Here is a 16244-nt window from a genome sequence, read left to right on the forward strand (position 1 = left end):
GGTGGGCGGTGTATCAGAGGTGACGCGGTACGGAGGGACCGTACCGGCGCATCGGGTGACCGATCTATCGACAGGGGGAAGTATGCGACTGCTGCGACGACTTGCCGCGCTGGCGGCGGCGCTGGTGCTCGGCCTCGCGTTCGCGCCGAGCGCGGTGGCGGGTGGACCGACGAGTGTGCTGCTGGTGTCTCCGTCGACCGGTGAGACGGCCTCGCTGTATGCCGACGACAGGAAGTACACGACCCTTCAGGACCAGCTGGGCGGCGGCTTCGACCAGCCCCAGGGCGGGGCGAAGCCGCCGACCGGACCGGATCTGAACGGCCGGCTCGGCCAGATCAATGTGACCTGGATGGTCCATGACGCGCAGCCCTGGCGCTGGGATCGCGTCTATCTCGGCTCCGACCCCCGCGTGGTGTGGATCCACTCGACGGTGACGGAGACGGGCGCGGACGCCTGGTCCGAGCCGGGCGCCTGGCACCGGGCCGAGGACCCGCGCGCCCTGACCGCGCTGCTCCGCTCCCTGGGGATCTCGGCCGAGAAGACCGCGACCGGCGAGGGCGGGGTGACCCCGGTGGCGCCCACCTTCGAGCCGCCCGGGGCGGAGGAGGGGAAGCGGGCCGGGGCCGACGACCCCGTCCCGGCCACCAGGACGGCCGCCGCGTCCTCGGACGCGACGGCCAACTGGTGGTGGGCGATACCGGGCCTGGTCACGGGGGCGGTGCTGACCGTCCTCCTGCGCCCCCTGCTCTCCCGGCTCCCGCGCCCGTCTTTCAGGAGGCCCGGCGGCCGCCGGGGCAAGGAGCCCCGCGGACAGCTCCTGGACGGCTGACCGCCCGACTCCGGCCACGGACCGCGCCCGGGGCCGGGCGTCTCAGCCCCGGTCCACGGCCAGGCCCGGGACCACGGGTCGGACCGGGACCACGGGTCGGACCGGGACCACGGGTCGGACCGGGACGGGGCCGGGACCGGAACCCGGGGTGAGACGTCGGCTCGGACCTGAACCGGGCCGGGACCACGGCTCGGACCAGGACCGGGCCCCCGGGCCGGGACCCGGGCTGAGACGCCCGGGCCCGACTCGGCCCGAGGCCAGAGCGGGGCCAGGGCTCCGGGGCCGGGAGGCCGGGGCGCGGGGCCACGGACCGGCGGCGGGGACCGGGAGCATGACCACCGCGAGCACGGCGATGATCGGGGAGACCACCAGCGTGACCCATGGCCCGCGCGGGAACACGGGCGCCGTAGCCCCTGGTGTCCGGGGCGGAGGCGGTCGAGGTCGCCCGGGACGTCATCCGCGCGGGTACGGACCCGGCCACCGGCTGGGACCGTTCCCGCCCGGATCATCCGATCGCCGGTCCGGGTTGTGCCGCTGACGGATGTGCGGTGGGCGCTGATCGAGCCGCTCGGCGCGATGATCCACACCGGGACACCGGGACACCGGGACACCGGGACACCGGGACACCGGGACACCGGGACACCGGCTATGCGGAGAGCCCCGGCGCGGGATACGCGGACATCAGCTCGGCGACCTCGGCGCGGATGGCGGCGAGCGCGTCCTCGTCGCCGGAGCCCGCCGCGTTCACGCTCCGGTCGATCCAGTCGGCGACGGCGGCCATGTGTTCCGTACCGAGACCACGCGAGGTGAGGGAGGGGGTGCCGATGCGGATGCCGGACGGGTCGAAGGGCTTCCTCGGGTCGTAGGGCACGGTGTTGTAGTTGACGACGATCCCGGCCCGGTCGAGGGCCTTCGCCGCCACCTTGCCGGGCACGTCCTTGGGGGTGAGGTCCATCAGGATCAGATGGTTGTCCGTGCCGCCCGACACCAGGTCGAAGCCACGGGCGAGCAGCGCCTCGGCAAGGGCGGCGGCGTTGGCGACGACCGCGTGGGCATAGGTCCGGAAGGAGGGCTGGGACGCCTCGTGGAGGGCGACCGCGATGGCCGCCGTGGTCTGGTTGTGCGGACCGCCCTGGAGGCCGGGGAAAACCGCCTTGTCGATGGCCTTGGCGTGCTCCTCGCGGGACATCAGGATCGCGCCGCGCGGGCCGCGCAGGGTCTTGTGGGTGGTCGTGGAGATCACATCGGCGTGCGGTACCGGAGAGGGGTGGGCGCCGCCCGCGATCAGCCCGGCGATATGGGCGATGTCGGCGACCAGGACCGCGCCGGCCTCCCGGGCGATCTCCCCGAACGCGGCGAAGTCGATGGTGCGGGGCAGCGCCGTGCCCCCACAGAAGATGATCTTCGGTCGCTCCTTCAGGGCGAGTTCACGGACCTCGTCGAAGTCGATGAGCCCGGTGTCCTGGCGTACGCCGTACTGGACGCCCCGGAACCACTTGCCGGTGGCCGAGACGCCCCAGCCGTGGGTGAGGTGGCCGCCCATCGGCAGGGCCATGCCCATCACGGTGTCGCCGGGCTCGGCGAAGGCGAGATAGACGGCGAGGTTGGCCGGGGAGCCGGAGTAGGGCTGGACGTTGGCGTGGTCGACGCCGAAAACGGCGCGGGCGCGGGCGACGGCGAGGCGTTCGACCTGGTCGATGATCTGCTGGCCCTCGTAGTAGCGGCGGCCCGCGTACCCCTCGCTGTACTTGTTCTGGAGCACGGTACCGGAGGCTTCCAGCACCGCGCTGGAGACATAGTTCTCGCTGGGGATCAGACGCAGGGTCGCGGCCTGGAGCTGTTCCTCGGCGCCGACGAGCGCGGCCAGTTCCGGATCCGCCGTGGAGAGTGCGGGGTGGGGCAGGGGAAGGGTCATGGTGTCCTCCGAGCTCACTGAGACGGTTCCCCGGAAGGGCTGCCCAGGTCACCGTCCGGCGGCGGACCCGGGCGCGCCCACCCGGGGGTGGGGTCGCCGGGGTACCCAGGCGGGCGGCACCTCGTGTGCTCCTGCACGCACGGCTCCCTCGGGGTTACTTCCCCGTACGCCAGTCGCCGCGCGTACGGTCAACTTTAGTGCTCGCGGAGACAGGAAGGTTTCCTCATACCCGCCGCGAGTGACGATAGGAACAGGGGCAGGGGGCCGTCCCAGCCGGACGACTTGCCCCACCGGACGCCTGTCACACCTGAACGGAGATCCCGTGTCTGCTTCGGAGAGTGCCATCGCCGCCGCGGAGGCCCACAGCGCGCACAACTACCACCCGCTCCCCATAGTCGTCGCCTCGGCCGACGGCGCCTGGATGACCGATGTCGAGGGCCGCCGCTATCTCGACATGCTCGCCGGGTACTCGGCACTCAATTTCGGCCATGGCAACCGCAGGCTGATCGACGCGGCCAAGGCGCAGCTGGAGAGAGTCACGCTCACCTCGCGGGCCTTCTACCACGACCGGTTCGCCGACTTCTGCGCCCAGCTCGCGCAGTTGTGCGGCATGGAGATGGTGCTGCCGATGAACACCGGGGCGGAGGCGGTGGAGACCGCGGTGAAGACCGCCCGCAAGTGGGGCTACCGCGTCAAGGGCGTCCCGGACAACATGGCGAAGATCGTCGTCGCCGCGAACAACTTCCACGGCCGGACCACGACGGTCATCAGCTTCTCCACGGATCCGGAGGCGCGGGCGGACTTCGGGCCGTACACCCCGGGGTTCGAGATCGTTCCGTACGGGGACCTCACCGCGATGGAGGCGGCGCTCACGGAGAACACCGTGGCGGTGCTGCTGGAGCCGATCCAGGGCGAGGCCGGGGTGCTGGTGCCGCCGCCGGGGTATCTCCCGGGGGTCCGCCGGCTCACCCGCGACCGGAATGTGCTGTTCATCGCGGACGAGATCCAGTCGGGGCTGGGGCGCACGGGAAAGACGTTCGCCTGTGAGCACGAGGACGTCGTGCCGGACATGTACGTCCTCGGCAAGGCCCTGGGCGGCGGTGTCGTACCGGTGTCGGCGGTCGTCTCCTCCAACGCGGTGCTGGGTGTGCACCGGCCCGGCGAGCACGGATCGACCTTCGGCGGCAATCCGCTGGCCTGCGCGGTGGCCCTGGAGGTGATCGCGATGCTGCGGACCGGGGAGTACCAGCAGCGCGCGGCCGAACTGGGCGAGCACCTCCACCACGAGCTGGGCCTGCTGACCGGCACCGGCGCGGTGGAGGCGGTGCGCGGACGCGGGCTGTGGGCGGGCGTGGACATCGCGCCCTCGCGCGGCACCGGCCGGGAGATCTCGGAGCAGTTGATGGACCGCGGTGTGCTGGTCAAGGACACCCACGGTTCGACGATCCGGATCGCCCCGCCGCTGGTGATCAGCAAGGAGGACCTCGACTGGGGCCTGGACCAGCTGCGGGCGGTCCTGACGGACTGACCTCCGCCGAGGTCTTCACGGTCGCGGGCCGGCCACCCCGCGCCGGGCCCCGCCCCGCGACCGTCACCCCCCGTATCCCTCGCCCCCGGGCCCTCGCCCCGCAGTCCGCCGCGCTGTAGCCGTCACCCCCGGGCCCCCGACCCGCGCCCGCCATTGCCCACCTGGCCCCGCCCCGTAGCCGTAACCCGGCCCCCGCCCGTGACGGCCCGCCTCGCACCCTCCGTGGTTGACGGCGAGCAGCGGGGAACCCCCGGTCCGCGGCCGGACCGAAGCGCGCCGCCCCGGAACCCACCTGTTCGACCGGTCGGGCCCTTCGGAAGGGTCGGTCCCTTCGACCGGTCGGGCAGCCGTTCGGGCCCCTTCGACCGGTCGGGTTCCGGGCGGGCTTCTTCGGACGGTCGGGTTCCGGGCGGGCTTCTTCGGACGGTCGGGCAAGCATTCTGATCTACAGTCAGTTTGTGCTCTTTGGGATGATGTGCGCGTTGGCTTCGGCGGTCTGCTACGGCACCGCCTCCGTTCTCCAAGCAGCCGCCGCCCGCGCCGCCGAACCCGGCACCGGCTCGGGCGTCGACGCGGCGCTGCTGCTGCGCGCCCTGCGGCAGTGGCGCTACCTCGTGGGGCTCGCGCTCGACGGGCTCGGCTTCGTCCTCCAGATCCTCGCCCTGCGCTCCATCCCCATCTACGCCGTGGGCGCGGCCCTCGCCGCCAGTCTCGCGGTCACCGCCGTGGTCGCCTCCCGGGTCCTGCGCGTCCGGCTCAGCGGCAGGGAGTGGGGTGCGGTCGGGGTGGTCTGCGCCGGGCTGGCGATGCTCGGGCTGGCGTCCGGTACGGAGGGCTCCGGCACCGGCCCGCCCGCACTGCGCTGGTCCATGCTGGGCATCGCCCTGGCCGTCCTCGTGGTCGGCGCGCTCGGGGGCCACCTTCCGGACAGGCCCCGCGCCCTGGTCCTCGGCCTCGGCGCGGGCGCGGGCTTCGGCGTCGTGGAGGTCTCGGTCCGGCTGATCGACTCGCTCGCGGTACCGGCGGTGTTCGGCAACCCGGCGCTGTACGCGCTGCTGCTCGGCGGAGGCGCGGCCTTCCTCCTGCTCACCTCGGCGCTCCAGCGGGGCTCGGTGACGGTGGCGACGGCGGGCCTGGTGATCGGCGAGACGATCGGCCCGGCGCTGGTGGGGGTGGTCTGGCTGGGCGACCGTACCCGTGAGGGACTGGAGTGGCTGGCGATCACGGGCTTCGTGGTGGCGGTCGCGGGTGCGCTGGCCCTGGCACGCTTCGGCGAACCGCCCGCCGGGGCGTCCGCCCCGAAGGACAGGGAACACCCGAAGGACAGCGGGCACGCGAACGACAACAGGCAGGCGAAGGACAGCAGGCAGGCGAAGGCACCCGACACGCGCGCCGCCCACCGGCCGGCCGGCGAACCCCCCGCCCCGCCGCCCTCCGGAACGAACCCGAGCCGCTGACCGGGGCAGATCCGGCCAGGCGACAGGTTCGTCCGTATGACTCCCGACAGCCACGGCAACGGCGACCGGCTCCCCGAGCACGCCCCCCACCTCGGCGCGTACCCCCAGGGCTGACCGGGGAGTGTCGTCACACTGCCGTCGTCCGCCCGGAGACCAGGCCGGGCACGCAGGGCAGGCCGGGCAGGCCAGGCACGCAGCGCAGGCCAGGCAGGCCGGGCAGGCCGGACTTCGACGAGATGGCCAGAGCCGCGGGGCACCAGCCGAGAGGCGCGAAAGGACCCGGCATCGACGGTGCCTGTGCGAGGAGTCGGCGCGGGAGTCCCCGTACGGCGGACCGGCCCGGCACGCGCCCGGGCCGACGCCCGTGGGGCGCCCGGGGCTGCGCACCACGCGGCCACCCGCCCGGACCGCCCCGCTGGTCGACCGCGTAGTGCCGCGCAGGTCGCCCCGCCCCGGAAATCGGCCGGCGCGCCCGTCGTCCCGCCCGTCGTCCCGCCCGTCGTCCCGTCCGTCATCCCGTCCCGGAAATCGACCGGCCCGCCCCGGCTCCGGTCGGCGCCCGCGGTGGGCGGTGGTGCGGCCCCGGCCGGGACGGCCCCCGGGCATGGAAGAACCCGGCGGCGCAGGGTCAGGGACTGCGCCGCCGGGTTGTCAGGGGAAGTACCCGGTGTCAGGTATCAGACGTCAGCAGGCACCCAGGTCCTGCCACACACCCCATTCACCGGTGGTTCCGGGCTCCTCGCCCTTCGTCCACCACTTGGACTTCCAGCTGTGGCCCTTGTGGGACACGGTGGTGCCGCTGCCGTACTCGGTGCCCGCGTTCCAGGGGGCCGCGGTGCAGGTGCCACCGGTGGTGCCGGTGGTGCCCGTCGTGCCGCTGGTGGTGCCCGTGGTAGTGCCCGTGGTCGTACCGCCGGTGGTGCCGCCCGGCTCGACGACGGTCGCGCCGCGCGTCAGATCACTGGCCACGGCGTACGTCTTGCCGCCGAAGGTGACCGTCCAGTTCGACGGGGTCGAGGTCGGCAGGTAGTAGACGAAGTCCAGCTCGACCGAGGCTCCCGGAGCCAGCGTCTGCCAGCCCGGCAGCTTCAGGGAGACGCGGTTGAAGTCGCCCTTCAGACCACCCACGTTGTTGCCGGTGTGGTCGCTGCGGACGATCGTCGCGCCGAAGCCCGACTGGTCCTTGGCGTTGGCGGGCGCGGAGGTCGCGTAGTCGAACTGGAACTCCGTGCCGCCGGGCAGCGTCGCCTTGGTGTTGTTGGTGATCTTCAGCTTGGGGCTGATCGGGTAGTTCGAGTCACCCAGGGGGAACTGGCCGAAGTCGAAGTCGACGTTGATCGCCTCGGTCGGCAGCGTGATGCTCGACTTCTTCGCGCCGTACGGGGCAGCCGCCTTGTACTTGTTGTACATCAGCGTGGTCAGGGTGTCCCCGGGCTCGTACTGGCCCTTGGCGGTGTTGTACTGGTAGTCACCCGCCAGCTCCCAGATCATGGTGCCGCCGAGGCCGTTGTTGACGACGTAGTCGGCCTTGGCCCCGATGGACTGCTCGTCCTCGGTGGAGATGAAGACCTTCTTCTGCGCGTTCCAGAGCCACGGCGCGACGAGCGTGGAGTCGTACTTGCGTACGTACGTGCCGGTCAGCTGGGTGTCGGCAGGCAGCCCGAACTTGGTGACATAGTCGCCGACGACACCCTTTTCCAGGTTCTTGGCGTGCCACATAGGGTTGAAGCCCGCCGGGGCCTCCTGGCCGTTGGTGTCCTTGTCGTGCCAGACGTTGTCGATGCCGACGGCTCCGTCACCGCACTTGGTGAGACCCGATCCGGGCGGGCAGGTGGTCGCCGCCGCCTTGCCCCACAGTCCGTCGGTGCCGCCCTGCACGTTCTTCCAGCCGCGCGTGTAGTACGGCAGACCGGCGTTGATACGGCCGGCCGGCATCGAGCCGCGGAAGTAGTGGTACGCCCAGTCGGTGTTCAGGTAGCCGATGCCGCCGTACTGGGAGGTCGTGTAGACGCCTGCGGCGGCCAGCTCCGAGTCCTTGCCGTCGTCGTAGAGGGCGGCGTTGGGACCGACGTGCTCGTTCCAGGTGCCGTGCAGGTCGTACGACATGATGTTGACGTAGTCCAGGTACTTCTGGACCTGGAACGTCTCCATGCCGCGCAGCAGATAACCCGACGAGGGCGCGGCCACGGTCAGCAGGTAGTGCTTGCCGTCGGTGGCGCTCGCGCGGTCGAGCTTCTCGCGCAGGGTCTTCATCAGGGCGGCGTAGCCCTTGACGAGCCCGGCGCGGCGGGCGTTGGCGACGGGCCAGTCGACCGGGTTGCCCGCGTCCTTCATCGACGTCGGGTACTCGTAGTCGACGTCGACGCCGTTGAAGCCGTACTTCTTGATGAACTCGACGGCCGAGTCGGCGAAGGTGTCGATACCGGCCTGGTTCACCGAACCGTCGGCGTTGGTGGCCGTCTTGTAGAAGCCGCCGCTGTCCGCCCAGCCGCCGACGGAGATCAGCGTCTTGACGTTCGGGTGCAGCTTCTTGAACTTCGACAGCAGGTTGAAGTGGCCCTTGTAGGGGAGGGCCGGGTCCATCTCGGCTCCGGCGACGCCCGGCCAGGTCATCCCGGTGTTGGCGTTGTCCGGACCGTCGGCGCCCACGCTGATCTTGTTGGCCGAGTCGATGCCGGCGAACGCGTAGTTGATGTGGGTGATCTTGTCCCACGGGATGTTGTTGGCGAGGTAGGCGGGCCTGCCGTCCTTGCCGGTGCGCCAGTTGGCGAAGTAACCGATGATGCGGCGCTGGTGGTCCGCGCCCATCTTCTCGCGGCCGTCGGTGTCGTAGACCGAGCAGTACGGCACATCGACGCCCGGTGTCGTGTACAGCCCATCGGGGCGACAGGCCTCCTGCGACGCGGCCTGCGACACGCCTGACGTGAGCGTCCCTGCCAGCAGTCCACCGACGGCGGCGGCGCCGGCGGCGAACAGCATCACTCTCGTTTTCTTGGGGGACAGCACGTTCGGATCCTCCAGGTGGGGGGTCCCGCGCCCACCGGGGCGCAGGGTGTTCTGCCTCGCACAACTTGCATGGGGGGTGGGCGCGTTGACACCGGGTGTGCGTATGTCCCGGGGCCGGATCCGCAGAGGTGTCGCAGACATTAAGAGGACTAGACCAGTCAGTCAATAGGTCTGGACCTTACCGATGCGTTTTCTCATGTCCTGATCGAGTGGCCGATTCCGCCCCCTCCGAGGCGGGAGGCCGATCGGGACCCCGAAAACGGGGTCGCACCCGCGAAACCTCTGGTGAGAGGACCTTCACGAGTCCATGAGCCGGAAGGGCCCGGATCCCCTGTTTTTTCTCATGAACCCATCGAGGCATCGCAAATCCGAGACGATACGAACCGTCTTGCGTGCCGATCCCGCGCGACCTCCAGTGATTCCCATGAGTCGAGACGAAGCGTCTCGCCCAAGACAACCGGGAGCCCTCTCGATGACCGAGTCCCCCGCGCCCGCGCCCGCCCGGACCCCGTCCCCCGGCCGCGTGTGGTTCATCACCGGAGCGAGCCGGGGACTGGGGCGGGCCTTCGCCGAGGCCGCGCTCGCCGCCGGGGACAGCGTGGCGGCCGTGGCCCGTACGACCTCCGCGCTGGACCCGCCGGCCGAGGAGTACGGCGAGCGGCTGCTCGTCCTTCCGCTCGACGTCACCGATCGCGCCGCCGTCCGCGCCACGGTCGACGAGGCCGTACGCCACTTCGGCCGGCTCGACATCGTGGTCAACAACGCCGGCTACCTCGCCATGGGCATGATCGAGGAGTTCACCGAAGAACAGGCCCGCGCCCAGCTGGAGACCTGGCCGTCGACACCACCCGCAGGCGCAGGGAGACCTGGGCGTCCTGGGAGGAGACCAGCCGCGCGGCGGAACACGCGGTACCGCCGCCGGAGGGGTACGGCGCCTGAGCGGCTGGCGGGGGCTCCGGTCAGGGGCGGGAGGCGAGGACGGCTTCGTGGCGGACGGACTCTCCGAAGCGGCCTACGGGGACCGGCAGACTCCGACCCGCCTCCTCAGCCGAGTCCAGTGGCATCAGGCATGCTCCTCATGGTCGCCGCGACCGACGCCCGGTGGGGTGATCCCGACGGCTTCCAGGTTCCGCGCCTGCTGACTGTCCGGATCAAAGGGCTTCGCCGCAGTGAAAACGATCCGTGCGTTCTCGGGGGTGATCACCTCCACATCGCGGGTGTTCCAGGGAGTGTCCCGTGGACCGTCGACCGAGTTCGGGCGCACGGCACGACAGGCCTCGACAAGTGAATCGACCTGGCTCAGCACGCACGCGAAACTGAGGCTCATCGCCGGCGTCTGCTCCGGAGCGCTCGCCGCCGGGACGAGGAGTACGTCCTGGAACGCCCACCGGCGCAGATGCACAAGCCTGCCGGGGATGCTGAACAGTTCGAAGAACCCGAGCCCGCGAATCCAGAAGTCCACCGATGCCGCCAGATCGCTCGTGGGGATCGTCGCGAACGCGGGCATCCCATAGATGCCGCGGAACGGCTCCGGCGGAACCGCATCCGGGCCGGGAGCGGGCACGGGACTCGTCTCAAACGCGTTGTAGTAGTCGCTCATGCACCCCACCGTCCAGTTTTACGCAACGTGAAGGTCAAGCCGGGTCCGTGAATCTCGCCCTTACCCGACGACGCAACCGACGTCGTGGCCGGGTTCACCTCTCAGGGGGCTGTCCCGCCCGACGGGGGCCGGGTTCCGGCGGGGGTGGCCTGCTGCGCGGGCCGGGTTAGGCGCGGGCCCGGATTGGGGCACGGGCCCGGATTGGGGCACGGGCCCGGATTGGGGCACGGGCCCGGATTGGGGCACGGGCCCGGATTGGGGCACGGGCCCGGATTGGGGCACGCGTCGCCGTGTGAAGGACCCGTCCGGCTGCCCTTGTTCTCCGGGGACGGCAGCCGGACGGGTTTCCCGCACCCCGAAGCGGGGACGGAGCGCGGAGTGCCGGGGGTGTCACTCCGTCCGCTCCTCATCGGGGGCGGTGACATAGTGCGGGCGGCGGGCCTATTCGCCGTCGTCCCGTCGCGATACGGAAAGGCGCTCGTCCCATTCGGCCTGGAGCCGGTCGTACGCGGGGCTGGCGCGAATCGCGTCGTACTCCGGATCCGAGAACTCGAAACAATGCCCTCCCGGATGCGAATCGAACAATGTGCAGGCGTCCACTTCCGCGCCGGGCAGCGTATTGACCGCCGGGCAGTCCGGCAGCACGGCCACGACATCAGGCTCTCTTCCGCACTCCCACAGGACCCACACCTCGCCCCTGCTCGCGTCGTTCAGTTCGCGTACGAGATCACCATGCGGCCCGCTCGTGTGCGCTTCGAGACCGCACCGGAGTCCGGTGACGATTTCCATCGGATGAACGTCCTCGTCGGGGACGATGTCCAGGACGAGCACCATGGTGCGCAGCGGCAGGTTCGCGGTCGCGGCGCAGATGTGCCGTTCACCATTCGGGCGACCGCTCATCGCACCTCCCCCGCCGGCTCAGTGCGTTCGCGTCGGCCACGGCTTCGCTCATCGCGTCCGACTGGGCGGCCGGCCGCAGGTCCCCGGGCAGCGCGTCCCACTCCCGCCCGCCGTTGAGCGGTCTGAGCTGCACCCGCGCCCCCACCCGGTCCATGACCCGCCCCACCTTGCGGGTGGCCGCGTCCCGGACCACGTCCCCGGGCTCCGGTTCGTACGGATGCTCCCGCGCGGATTCCTCGTTCACGTCAGGTGCCTCCGCTGCCCGCCCGCGACCGCCGCCGGAATCTCCGGCGTCCCTTCCGCGTATCCGCCGCGCGGCACCCATTCCGGAGCGAGCCGCCGGAATCCCCCGCGCCGTAACAGCGCGGCCGGCTCACCCGTCTCGTCGGCATCCGACCGCCCGGTGGGCATTTCCTGATCGGTCATGATTCCCTTGCCGTCGCCCTTCGCATCGCCATCCGATTTCCCGTTCGCATCCTCAATTGCCGTGCCGGGCCATATCGTTGCGTGCGGCAGCGCGGGACCGGGAGTACTTCATGTCCCGGCCCGCGTCACGGGAAACAATCAGGGAGGCATCGTGGTCGCACGTTCGCGCGAATTGACACCGGACCGCTCGGCGAGGGACCTGTTCGGCTCGGAGATGCGCCGGTTACGCACGGCGGCGGGCATGAGCCTGGAGCGGCTGGCCGACGTCCTGAAGTACAGCAAGAGTTCCCTCGCCCGCTTCGAGACGGCGGAATCGATGATCCCGCCGGACCTTCCGGCGAAGCTGGACGCGGCGTTCGGGACGGACCTGTTCGAAAAGCTGTACAGCTTGGCGCGGAAGGAGATCCATCCGGATCAATATCGGCGCCGCATGGAACTCGAAGCCCGCGCCCGGGTGATCGCCGAGTATCTGGGCCACGTCGTGCCGGGTCTCCTGCAGACCGAGGACTACGCCCGCGCGCTGTTCCGGGCACACATGCCCGAGGCTTCTCCGGACACGATCCAGGATCTCGTCACCGCCAGGCTCAGCAGGCAGGACCTGCTGCGGGGCGCGCGCCCGCCGCACTACTCGGCCATTCTGGACGAGGCGGTGCTCAGGCGGCCGGTCGGCGGACCGGCGGTGATGCGGGCCCAGCTCGCGGCCCTGCTCCCCCTCGTGGACAGCCCCACCACCATGATCCAGGTTCTCCCGTTCGAACACGGGGAACACAGCCTTCTAGGAGGCACGTTGACGCTCCTGACGTTGGAGAACAGAAGCGCCGTGGCCTACGAAGAGAGCATTGCCACGGGGACTCTGTTCGAAGACCCTGAAAAGGTGGGCGCACGAGAGCGCGCCTACGAGCTGATGAGGGCCTCTGCGCTGTCGCCCCGAGAAACCACGGCCCTCATCCGATCCACGATGGAGGCATTGCCCGCATGAGAACGAACCTGGACCTCACCCGCGCGACGTGGGTCAAGTCCTCGTACAGCAACGGCAACGGGGGCGGCTGCGTTGAACACGCGCCCGCGTTCGCCATATCCGGTGCTGTCCCGGTCCGGGACAGCAAGGACCCCGAGGGCCCGGCGCTCGTCTTCTCCGTCGACGGCTGGCACGGTTTCATCTCGGCCGTCAAGGCAGACGAATTCGCCGTCTGATCTTCCCCTCTGGTCCCGAGAGACGCCCCGCCGACTCCACGCCCCGGAGCGGCGGGGCCCGACGTTCATCCGGTCGGTAAGGGAGGAACTACCGTCATGAGTACTGAGCCGAACTTCCCTGGCACGGAATGGATCACGTCCACGTACAGCGGCAATGGAGGGGGCAACTGCGTCGAGTGGGCGCCGGATTACGCGCGGACGCACGGTGTTGTTCCCGTACGGGACAGCAAGATGGCGACCGGCCCCACGCTCACCCTCTCCCCCCAGGTCTGGGCGGGCCTGATCGCCTACGCCCGCACCGCCACGCGCGGGTAACCAACACCCTGTGCCCCGCCGGAAACCCCTTCAAGGGCGGCGGGGCTCATTCGCCCCGGGTGTCCACTCCCCTGTCGCATGCGACTTCGAGGGCAAGCCGATCACGCAGCGCGGTCTCGGGCTCCGTCCGGTCCTCCTCCACGAGGGAGAACCCGCGTCACGACACCCTCGCCGCCGCCTGAAGCATGGGCGGCGACCGCCGCGATCCGGTCCTCCGGCCGCCCCTTTCACCGGCGGACGCGAACGCCGCGGCCCACCGGAACTCCGGTGCACAGGACGTGCGGAGTGCTTGCCGCGATCTAAGGTTCTCGGGCAGGGGGGGCGCCGCCCCTCCGGATACGGCTGGGGGCTGAGCATGGCGGAGATGACGGTCCGGCGTCGTCGGAGGCTCGCGTGGGGGCTGGTGGCGGCCTCGGGAGTCCTGGTGGTGGCCGAGGCGGTCGGCTGGTGGTCCAGCCGGTCGGGCGGACTGCTCGTGGTGGCTCGGGTCCTCCACCATCCCCTGCTGTTCGGCTTGTCGGTCCTGGCGGCCTTGACGGCCGCCGTGTTCATCGGCCTTCGGAACGTCGTCGTCCGGGTCCTCTCGGCGGTCGCGGCCGGCGCCGTCGCCCTCGTCGCCGTACCGCTCGCCCTCTTCGCCTCTTCCGGGAACGAGGTGACGACCGACGAAGCGGCGCCCGGCCGCTCCGACCGGCGTCTCGTGGTGGAGGAGGGCGCCGCGCTGATCGACCCGTTGTGGTGGGTCTATGTCGACGAGGGTTCCGGGCTCACCAAACGCCGCTGGCAGGTGGGCTATTTCAACGGTGACGTCGGCGGCAATGCGCTGGCCGAGGCGTCGTGGGAGGGGCCCGACCGGATACGCCTGGTCACCGGCGAGGCCGAGGAGGCGCGGGTCCACCTGGTCGACCTCCGCCCCGGGACCGGTGAGCCCCTGCGCACGATCTCCATGGACTGAGGACTGTCCCACAGCCACCGAGACCGTACGCACCGGTCCGCACCGGTCCGCACCGGTGACGGTCGGCACCTGCCGCCACCCCCGGGCCGGGCCCCGCGGCGCCGCTCTCAGGGCTGAGGCCGGATCGGTCGCAGGGGTCATGGGGTGTCATGCGGGCGCTCTTTCCGGCCGTTCGTGGTGCGCGCGCACCATGAATCGACTCCATGCGCTTGCATACACCACCCGAAAGAGGCCGAGGACCTCCACGGGAAGACGGGCCCCCGGGTTGCGCATGGCGCAATGGGGGTACCACCGGCCGGAATATGAGGGTCCGCAAAAACGGCAGCGGTGTCGCGCAACCACGTTGACCTGGGTGAATTCCCCTGCCCCAGACGGACGTTGGCGTGATTCACATCAATCGGGGACCCGATCACAACCGGCCGAAGGAAGGGGCGCACAATATGCCCTGCAGTTGCTCGAAACAACCAGTGCAGTCGGCCGGAAGCCCCACAGACGCGTCCGGCCGGGCGGTCGGGCACAGGGCGTTCCGTTCGGATCGGGCTGCGTGAGCCCAGCAGGGTCCGAGCGAGCCGCCCTGGCCTCCGGACGCACCCCGGAGGACCGATCGCACCCCCCACCGATACGGAGCAAGCAATGCGCAGAGCGCTCACCGGACTTTTATCGCTGGCCGTGCTGCTGGGCACGGCAACGGCAACGGCGACAGGAGCCATCAGCCCGGAGTCACTGACGCCGCCGGGCATGAGCACAGCACAGCAAACGGACATCAAGGACCTCATCCTCGCGATACCGGGGATGCGGCTGATCAAGGAGACCCCGCATCCGGACTACCGTTTCTTCACGCTGAGCTACAGACAGCCCATCGACCACCGCGACCCGTCGAAAGGAACGTTCCAGCAGCGGCTGACGCTGCTGCACCGCGACACCGCCAGGCCGTCGGTCTTCCACACCAGCGGCTACAGCCTCTACCCGTCCCTGATGCGCACCGAGCCGGCGCAGATCATCGACGGCAACGAGGTGTCGCTGGAGCACCGGTTCTTCTCCCAGTCCCGGCCCGAACGCGGGGACTGGACCACCATGACCATCCGTCAGGCAGCCGACGACCAGCACCGGCTGTTCACCGAGCTGAAGAAGATCTACACCAAGAAGTGGATCTCCACCGGCAGTTCCAAGGGCGGGATGACGGCCGTCTTCTACGAGCGCTTCCACCCGAAGGACATGGACGGAGTGGTCGCCTACGCCTCGCCCAACGACGTCGACGACACCGAGGACTCCGCCTACGACCGCTTCTTCAACTCGATCGGCACCCCGGAGTGCCGGGACAAGCTCAAGAGCCTCCAGCAGGAGGCGCTGGTCCGCCGTGTGCCAATGGAGAGACGGCTCGACGACTGGGCGGTGGCCAACCGCGCCTCGTTCAAGACGCTCGGCTCGCTCTCGGAGGCGTACGAGGCGGCCGTCCGGGATCTGGCCTGGAACTACTGGCAGAGCGGCGCGCGCGACAACTGCGCCTCGGTGCCGGATCCGACCACCGCGTCCGACCAGGATCTGTACGACGCGATCAGCTGGATCACCCAGTTCTCGTCGCTCTCCGACCGGGGCCTGAAGGACACCAGCCCGTACTACTACCAGGCCGGTACCGAACTGGGCTCCCCCGCACTCGACCTGCCGCACCTCAAGGGGCTCACCCGCTTCGCGCCCCCGTCGCCCCGGACGTTCGTACCGCGGCACATCCCCATGGCGTTCAAGCCGGGAGTGATGAAGGACATCGACCGCTGGGTGCGGAACCACGCCCGGCGGATGCTGTTCGTCAACGGCGAGTTCGACCCCTGGAGCGCCGAGCCCTTCCGGCTCGGGGAGGACACGGAGGACAGCTATGTCCTGACCGCGCCGGGCACCAACCACTACACCGAGATCGCGAGCCTGAAGGCCAGGGACAAGGCGCTGGCGACGGCCCGGATCCAGGAGTGGGCGGGTGTCGCGCCCGTGGGCGAGGACCCGTCGGAGGCCGAGGCCCTCGCGCCGTACGACGCCACGCTGGACCGCCGGGCCCGGGACCAGCGTCACCCGGGGCTCAGGCTGCTCGGGCCGTGACGCGGACCGCCCCCGGGTGCAGTGAGAGCAC

At 70.5% G+C, this 16244-nt stretch carries 15 protein-coding genes, 1 pseudogene and 1 riboswitch; of the genes and pseudogenes, 10 read left to right on the plus strand and 6 right to left on the minus strand.

Features of this window, described 5'->3' with window-relative positions; translation table 11 throughout:
* Positions 1-82 precede the first annotated feature (82 nt).
* Positions 83-829, plus strand: a complete 747-nt coding sequence (locus ACFYT4_RS11400) for a hypothetical protein (protein ID WP_389267320.1) — start codon at positions 83-85, stop codon at positions 827-829.
* Between the two features lie 646 nt (positions 830-1475).
* Here ACFYT4_RS11400 and glyA read toward each other — a convergent pair.
* Entirely contained in the window at positions 1476-2744 is a 1269-nt protein-coding gene (glyA, locus tag ACFYT4_RS11405) for a serine hydroxymethyltransferase (protein WP_389267321.1), read from the minus strand.
* A gap of 96 nt (positions 2745-2840) precedes the next feature.
* Positions 2841-2931: riboswitch (ZMP/ZTP riboswitch) on the minus strand.
* Positions 2932-3066: 135 nt separating this feature from the next.
* Here glyA and rocD point away from each other — a divergent pair.
* Together rocD and ACFYT4_RS11415 are read left to right on the plus strand one after the other, a co-directional pair.
* Entirely contained in the window at positions 3067-4272 is a 1206-nt protein-coding gene (rocD, locus tag ACFYT4_RS11410; protein WP_389267322.1) for an ornithine--oxo-acid transaminase, read from the plus strand.
* A gap of 470 nt (positions 4273-4742) precedes the next feature.
* Complete coding sequence (locus ACFYT4_RS11415; protein ID WP_389267372.1) at positions 4743-5729, plus strand: hypothetical protein; 987 nt, start codon at positions 4743-4745, stop codon at positions 5727-5729.
* A gap of 684 nt (positions 5730-6413) precedes the next feature.
* Here the strand turns inward: ACFYT4_RS11415 and ACFYT4_RS11420 are convergent.
* Positions 6414-8735, minus strand: coding sequence for a chitinase C-terminal domain-containing protein (locus ACFYT4_RS11420; RefSeq protein ID WP_389267323.1), 2322 nt, complete (start codon positions 8733-8735; stop codon positions 6414-6416).
* A 472-nt stretch (positions 8736-9207) separates the two neighbouring features.
* Between ACFYT4_RS11420 and ACFYT4_RS11425 the strand changes: the two are divergent.
* Positions 9208-9546: pseudogene (locus ACFYT4_RS11425) on the plus strand (SDR family NAD(P)-dependent oxidoreductase); the annotation flags it as partial.
* 252 nt (positions 9547-9798) lie between these two features.
* On the opposite strand, the gene ACFYT4_RS11430 reads toward ACFYT4_RS11425, so the two are convergent.
* Entirely contained in the window at positions 9799-10335 is a 537-nt protein-coding gene (locus ACFYT4_RS11430; protein WP_389267324.1) for a VOC family protein, read from the minus strand.
* 182 nt (positions 10336-10517) lie between these two features.
* Between ACFYT4_RS11430 and ACFYT4_RS11435 the strand changes: the two genes are divergently transcribed.
* Entirely contained in the window at positions 10518-10631 is a 114-nt protein-coding gene (locus ACFYT4_RS11435; protein WP_389267373.1) for a hypothetical protein, read from the plus strand.
* A gap of 145 nt (positions 10632-10776) precedes the next feature.
* Here ACFYT4_RS11435 and ACFYT4_RS11440 read toward each other — a convergent pair whose 3' ends face one another.
* The 3 genes from ACFYT4_RS11440 to ACFYT4_RS11450 are packed head-to-tail and all read right to left on the minus strand — an operon-like array spanning position 10777 to position 11661.
* A complete protein-coding gene (locus ACFYT4_RS11440; RefSeq protein ID WP_389267325.1) occupies positions 10777-11235 on the minus strand; it encodes a hypothetical protein in 459 nt (152 codons plus the stop codon).
* Positions 11213-11479, minus strand: a complete 267-nt coding sequence (locus ACFYT4_RS11445; protein ID WP_389267326.1) for a hypothetical protein — start codon at positions 11477-11479, stop codon at positions 11213-11215. The genes ACFYT4_RS11440 and ACFYT4_RS11445 overlap by 23 nt, the downstream gene beginning before the upstream one ends.
* The gene (locus tag ACFYT4_RS11450; RefSeq protein WP_389267327.1) at positions 11476-11661 is read right to left on the minus strand and encodes a hypothetical protein; all 186 of its coding nucleotides are present in this window, start codon (positions 11659-11661) and stop codon (positions 11476-11478) included. Before ACFYT4_RS11450 ends, ACFYT4_RS11445 begins: the two co-directional genes overlap by 4 nt.
* Before the next feature lie 151 nt (positions 11662-11812).
* Here ACFYT4_RS11450 and ACFYT4_RS11455 point away from each other — a divergent pair, with 151 nt between their 5' ends.
* The 5 genes from ACFYT4_RS11455 (at position 11813) to ACFYT4_RS11475 (ending at position 16213) form a co-directional block, all read left to right on the plus strand.
* Entirely contained in the window at positions 11813-12640 is an 828-nt protein-coding gene (locus ACFYT4_RS11455; protein ID WP_389267328.1) for a Scr1 family TA system antitoxin-like transcriptional regulator, read from the plus strand.
* Positions 12637-12855 (plus strand): DUF397 domain-containing protein, encoded by a 219-nt coding sequence (locus ACFYT4_RS11460; protein ID WP_389267329.1) that lies wholly within the window; start codon positions 12637-12639, stop codon positions 12853-12855. The genes ACFYT4_RS11455 and ACFYT4_RS11460 overlap by 4 nt, the downstream gene beginning before the upstream one ends.
* A 96-nt stretch (positions 12856-12951) precedes the next feature.
* Positions 12952-13170, plus strand: coding sequence for a DUF397 domain-containing protein (locus ACFYT4_RS11465; protein WP_389267330.1), 219 nt, complete (start codon positions 12952-12954; stop codon positions 13168-13170).
* A gap of 364 nt (positions 13171-13534) precedes the next feature.
* Positions 13535-14125, plus strand: coding sequence for a hypothetical protein (locus tag ACFYT4_RS11470; RefSeq protein ID WP_389267331.1), 591 nt, complete (start codon positions 13535-13537; stop codon positions 14123-14125).
* Positions 14126-14758: 633 nt separating this feature from the next.
* Entirely contained in the window at positions 14759-16213 is a 1455-nt protein-coding gene (locus ACFYT4_RS11475) for a S28 family serine protease (protein WP_389267332.1), read from the plus strand.
* Positions 16214-16244 lie beyond the last annotated feature (31 nt).

The organism is Streptomyces sp. NPDC004609 (genome assembly GCF_042873655.1).
GTDB lineage: Bacteria > Actinomycetota > Actinomycetes > Streptomycetales > Streptomycetaceae > Streptomyces.

Excerpts from the sequence above, each read along its gene's own strand:
- ACFYT4_RS11400 (WP_389267320.1), top strand. The coding sequence starts at position 83 with ATGCGACTGCTGCGACGACTTGCCGCGCTGGCGGCGGCGCTGGTGCTC.
- glyA (WP_389267321.1), bottom strand. The coding sequence starts at position 2,744 with ATGACCCTTCCCCTGCCCCACCCCGCACTCTCCACGGCGGATCCGGAA.
- ACFYT4_RS11415 (WP_389267372.1), top strand. The coding sequence starts at position 4,743 with ATGATGTGCGCGTTGGCTTCGGCGGTCTGCTACGGCACCGCCTCCGTT.
- ACFYT4_RS11430 (WP_389267324.1), bottom strand. The coding sequence starts at position 10,335 with ATGAGCGACTACTACAACGCGTTTGAGACGAGTCCCGTGCCCGCTCCC.
- ACFYT4_RS11440 (WP_389267325.1), bottom strand. The coding sequence starts at position 11,235 with ATGAGCGGTCGCCCGAATGGTGAACGGCACATCTGCGCCGCGACCGCG.
- ACFYT4_RS11450 (WP_389267327.1), bottom strand. The coding sequence starts at position 11,661 with ATGACCGATCAGGAAATGCCCACCGGGCGGTCGGATGCCGACGAGACG.
- ACFYT4_RS11460 (WP_389267329.1), top strand. The coding sequence starts at position 12,637 with ATGAGAACGAACCTGGACCTCACCCGCGCGACGTGGGTCAAGTCCTCG.
- ACFYT4_RS11465 (WP_389267330.1), top strand. The coding sequence starts at position 12,952 with ATGAGTACTGAGCCGAACTTCCCTGGCACGGAATGGATCACGTCCACG.
- ACFYT4_RS11470 (WP_389267331.1), top strand. The coding sequence starts at position 13,535 with ATGACGGTCCGGCGTCGTCGGAGGCTCGCGTGGGGGCTGGTGGCGGCC.
- ACFYT4_RS11475 (WP_389267332.1), top strand. The coding sequence starts at position 14,759 with ATGCGCAGAGCGCTCACCGGACTTTTATCGCTGGCCGTGCTGCTGGGC.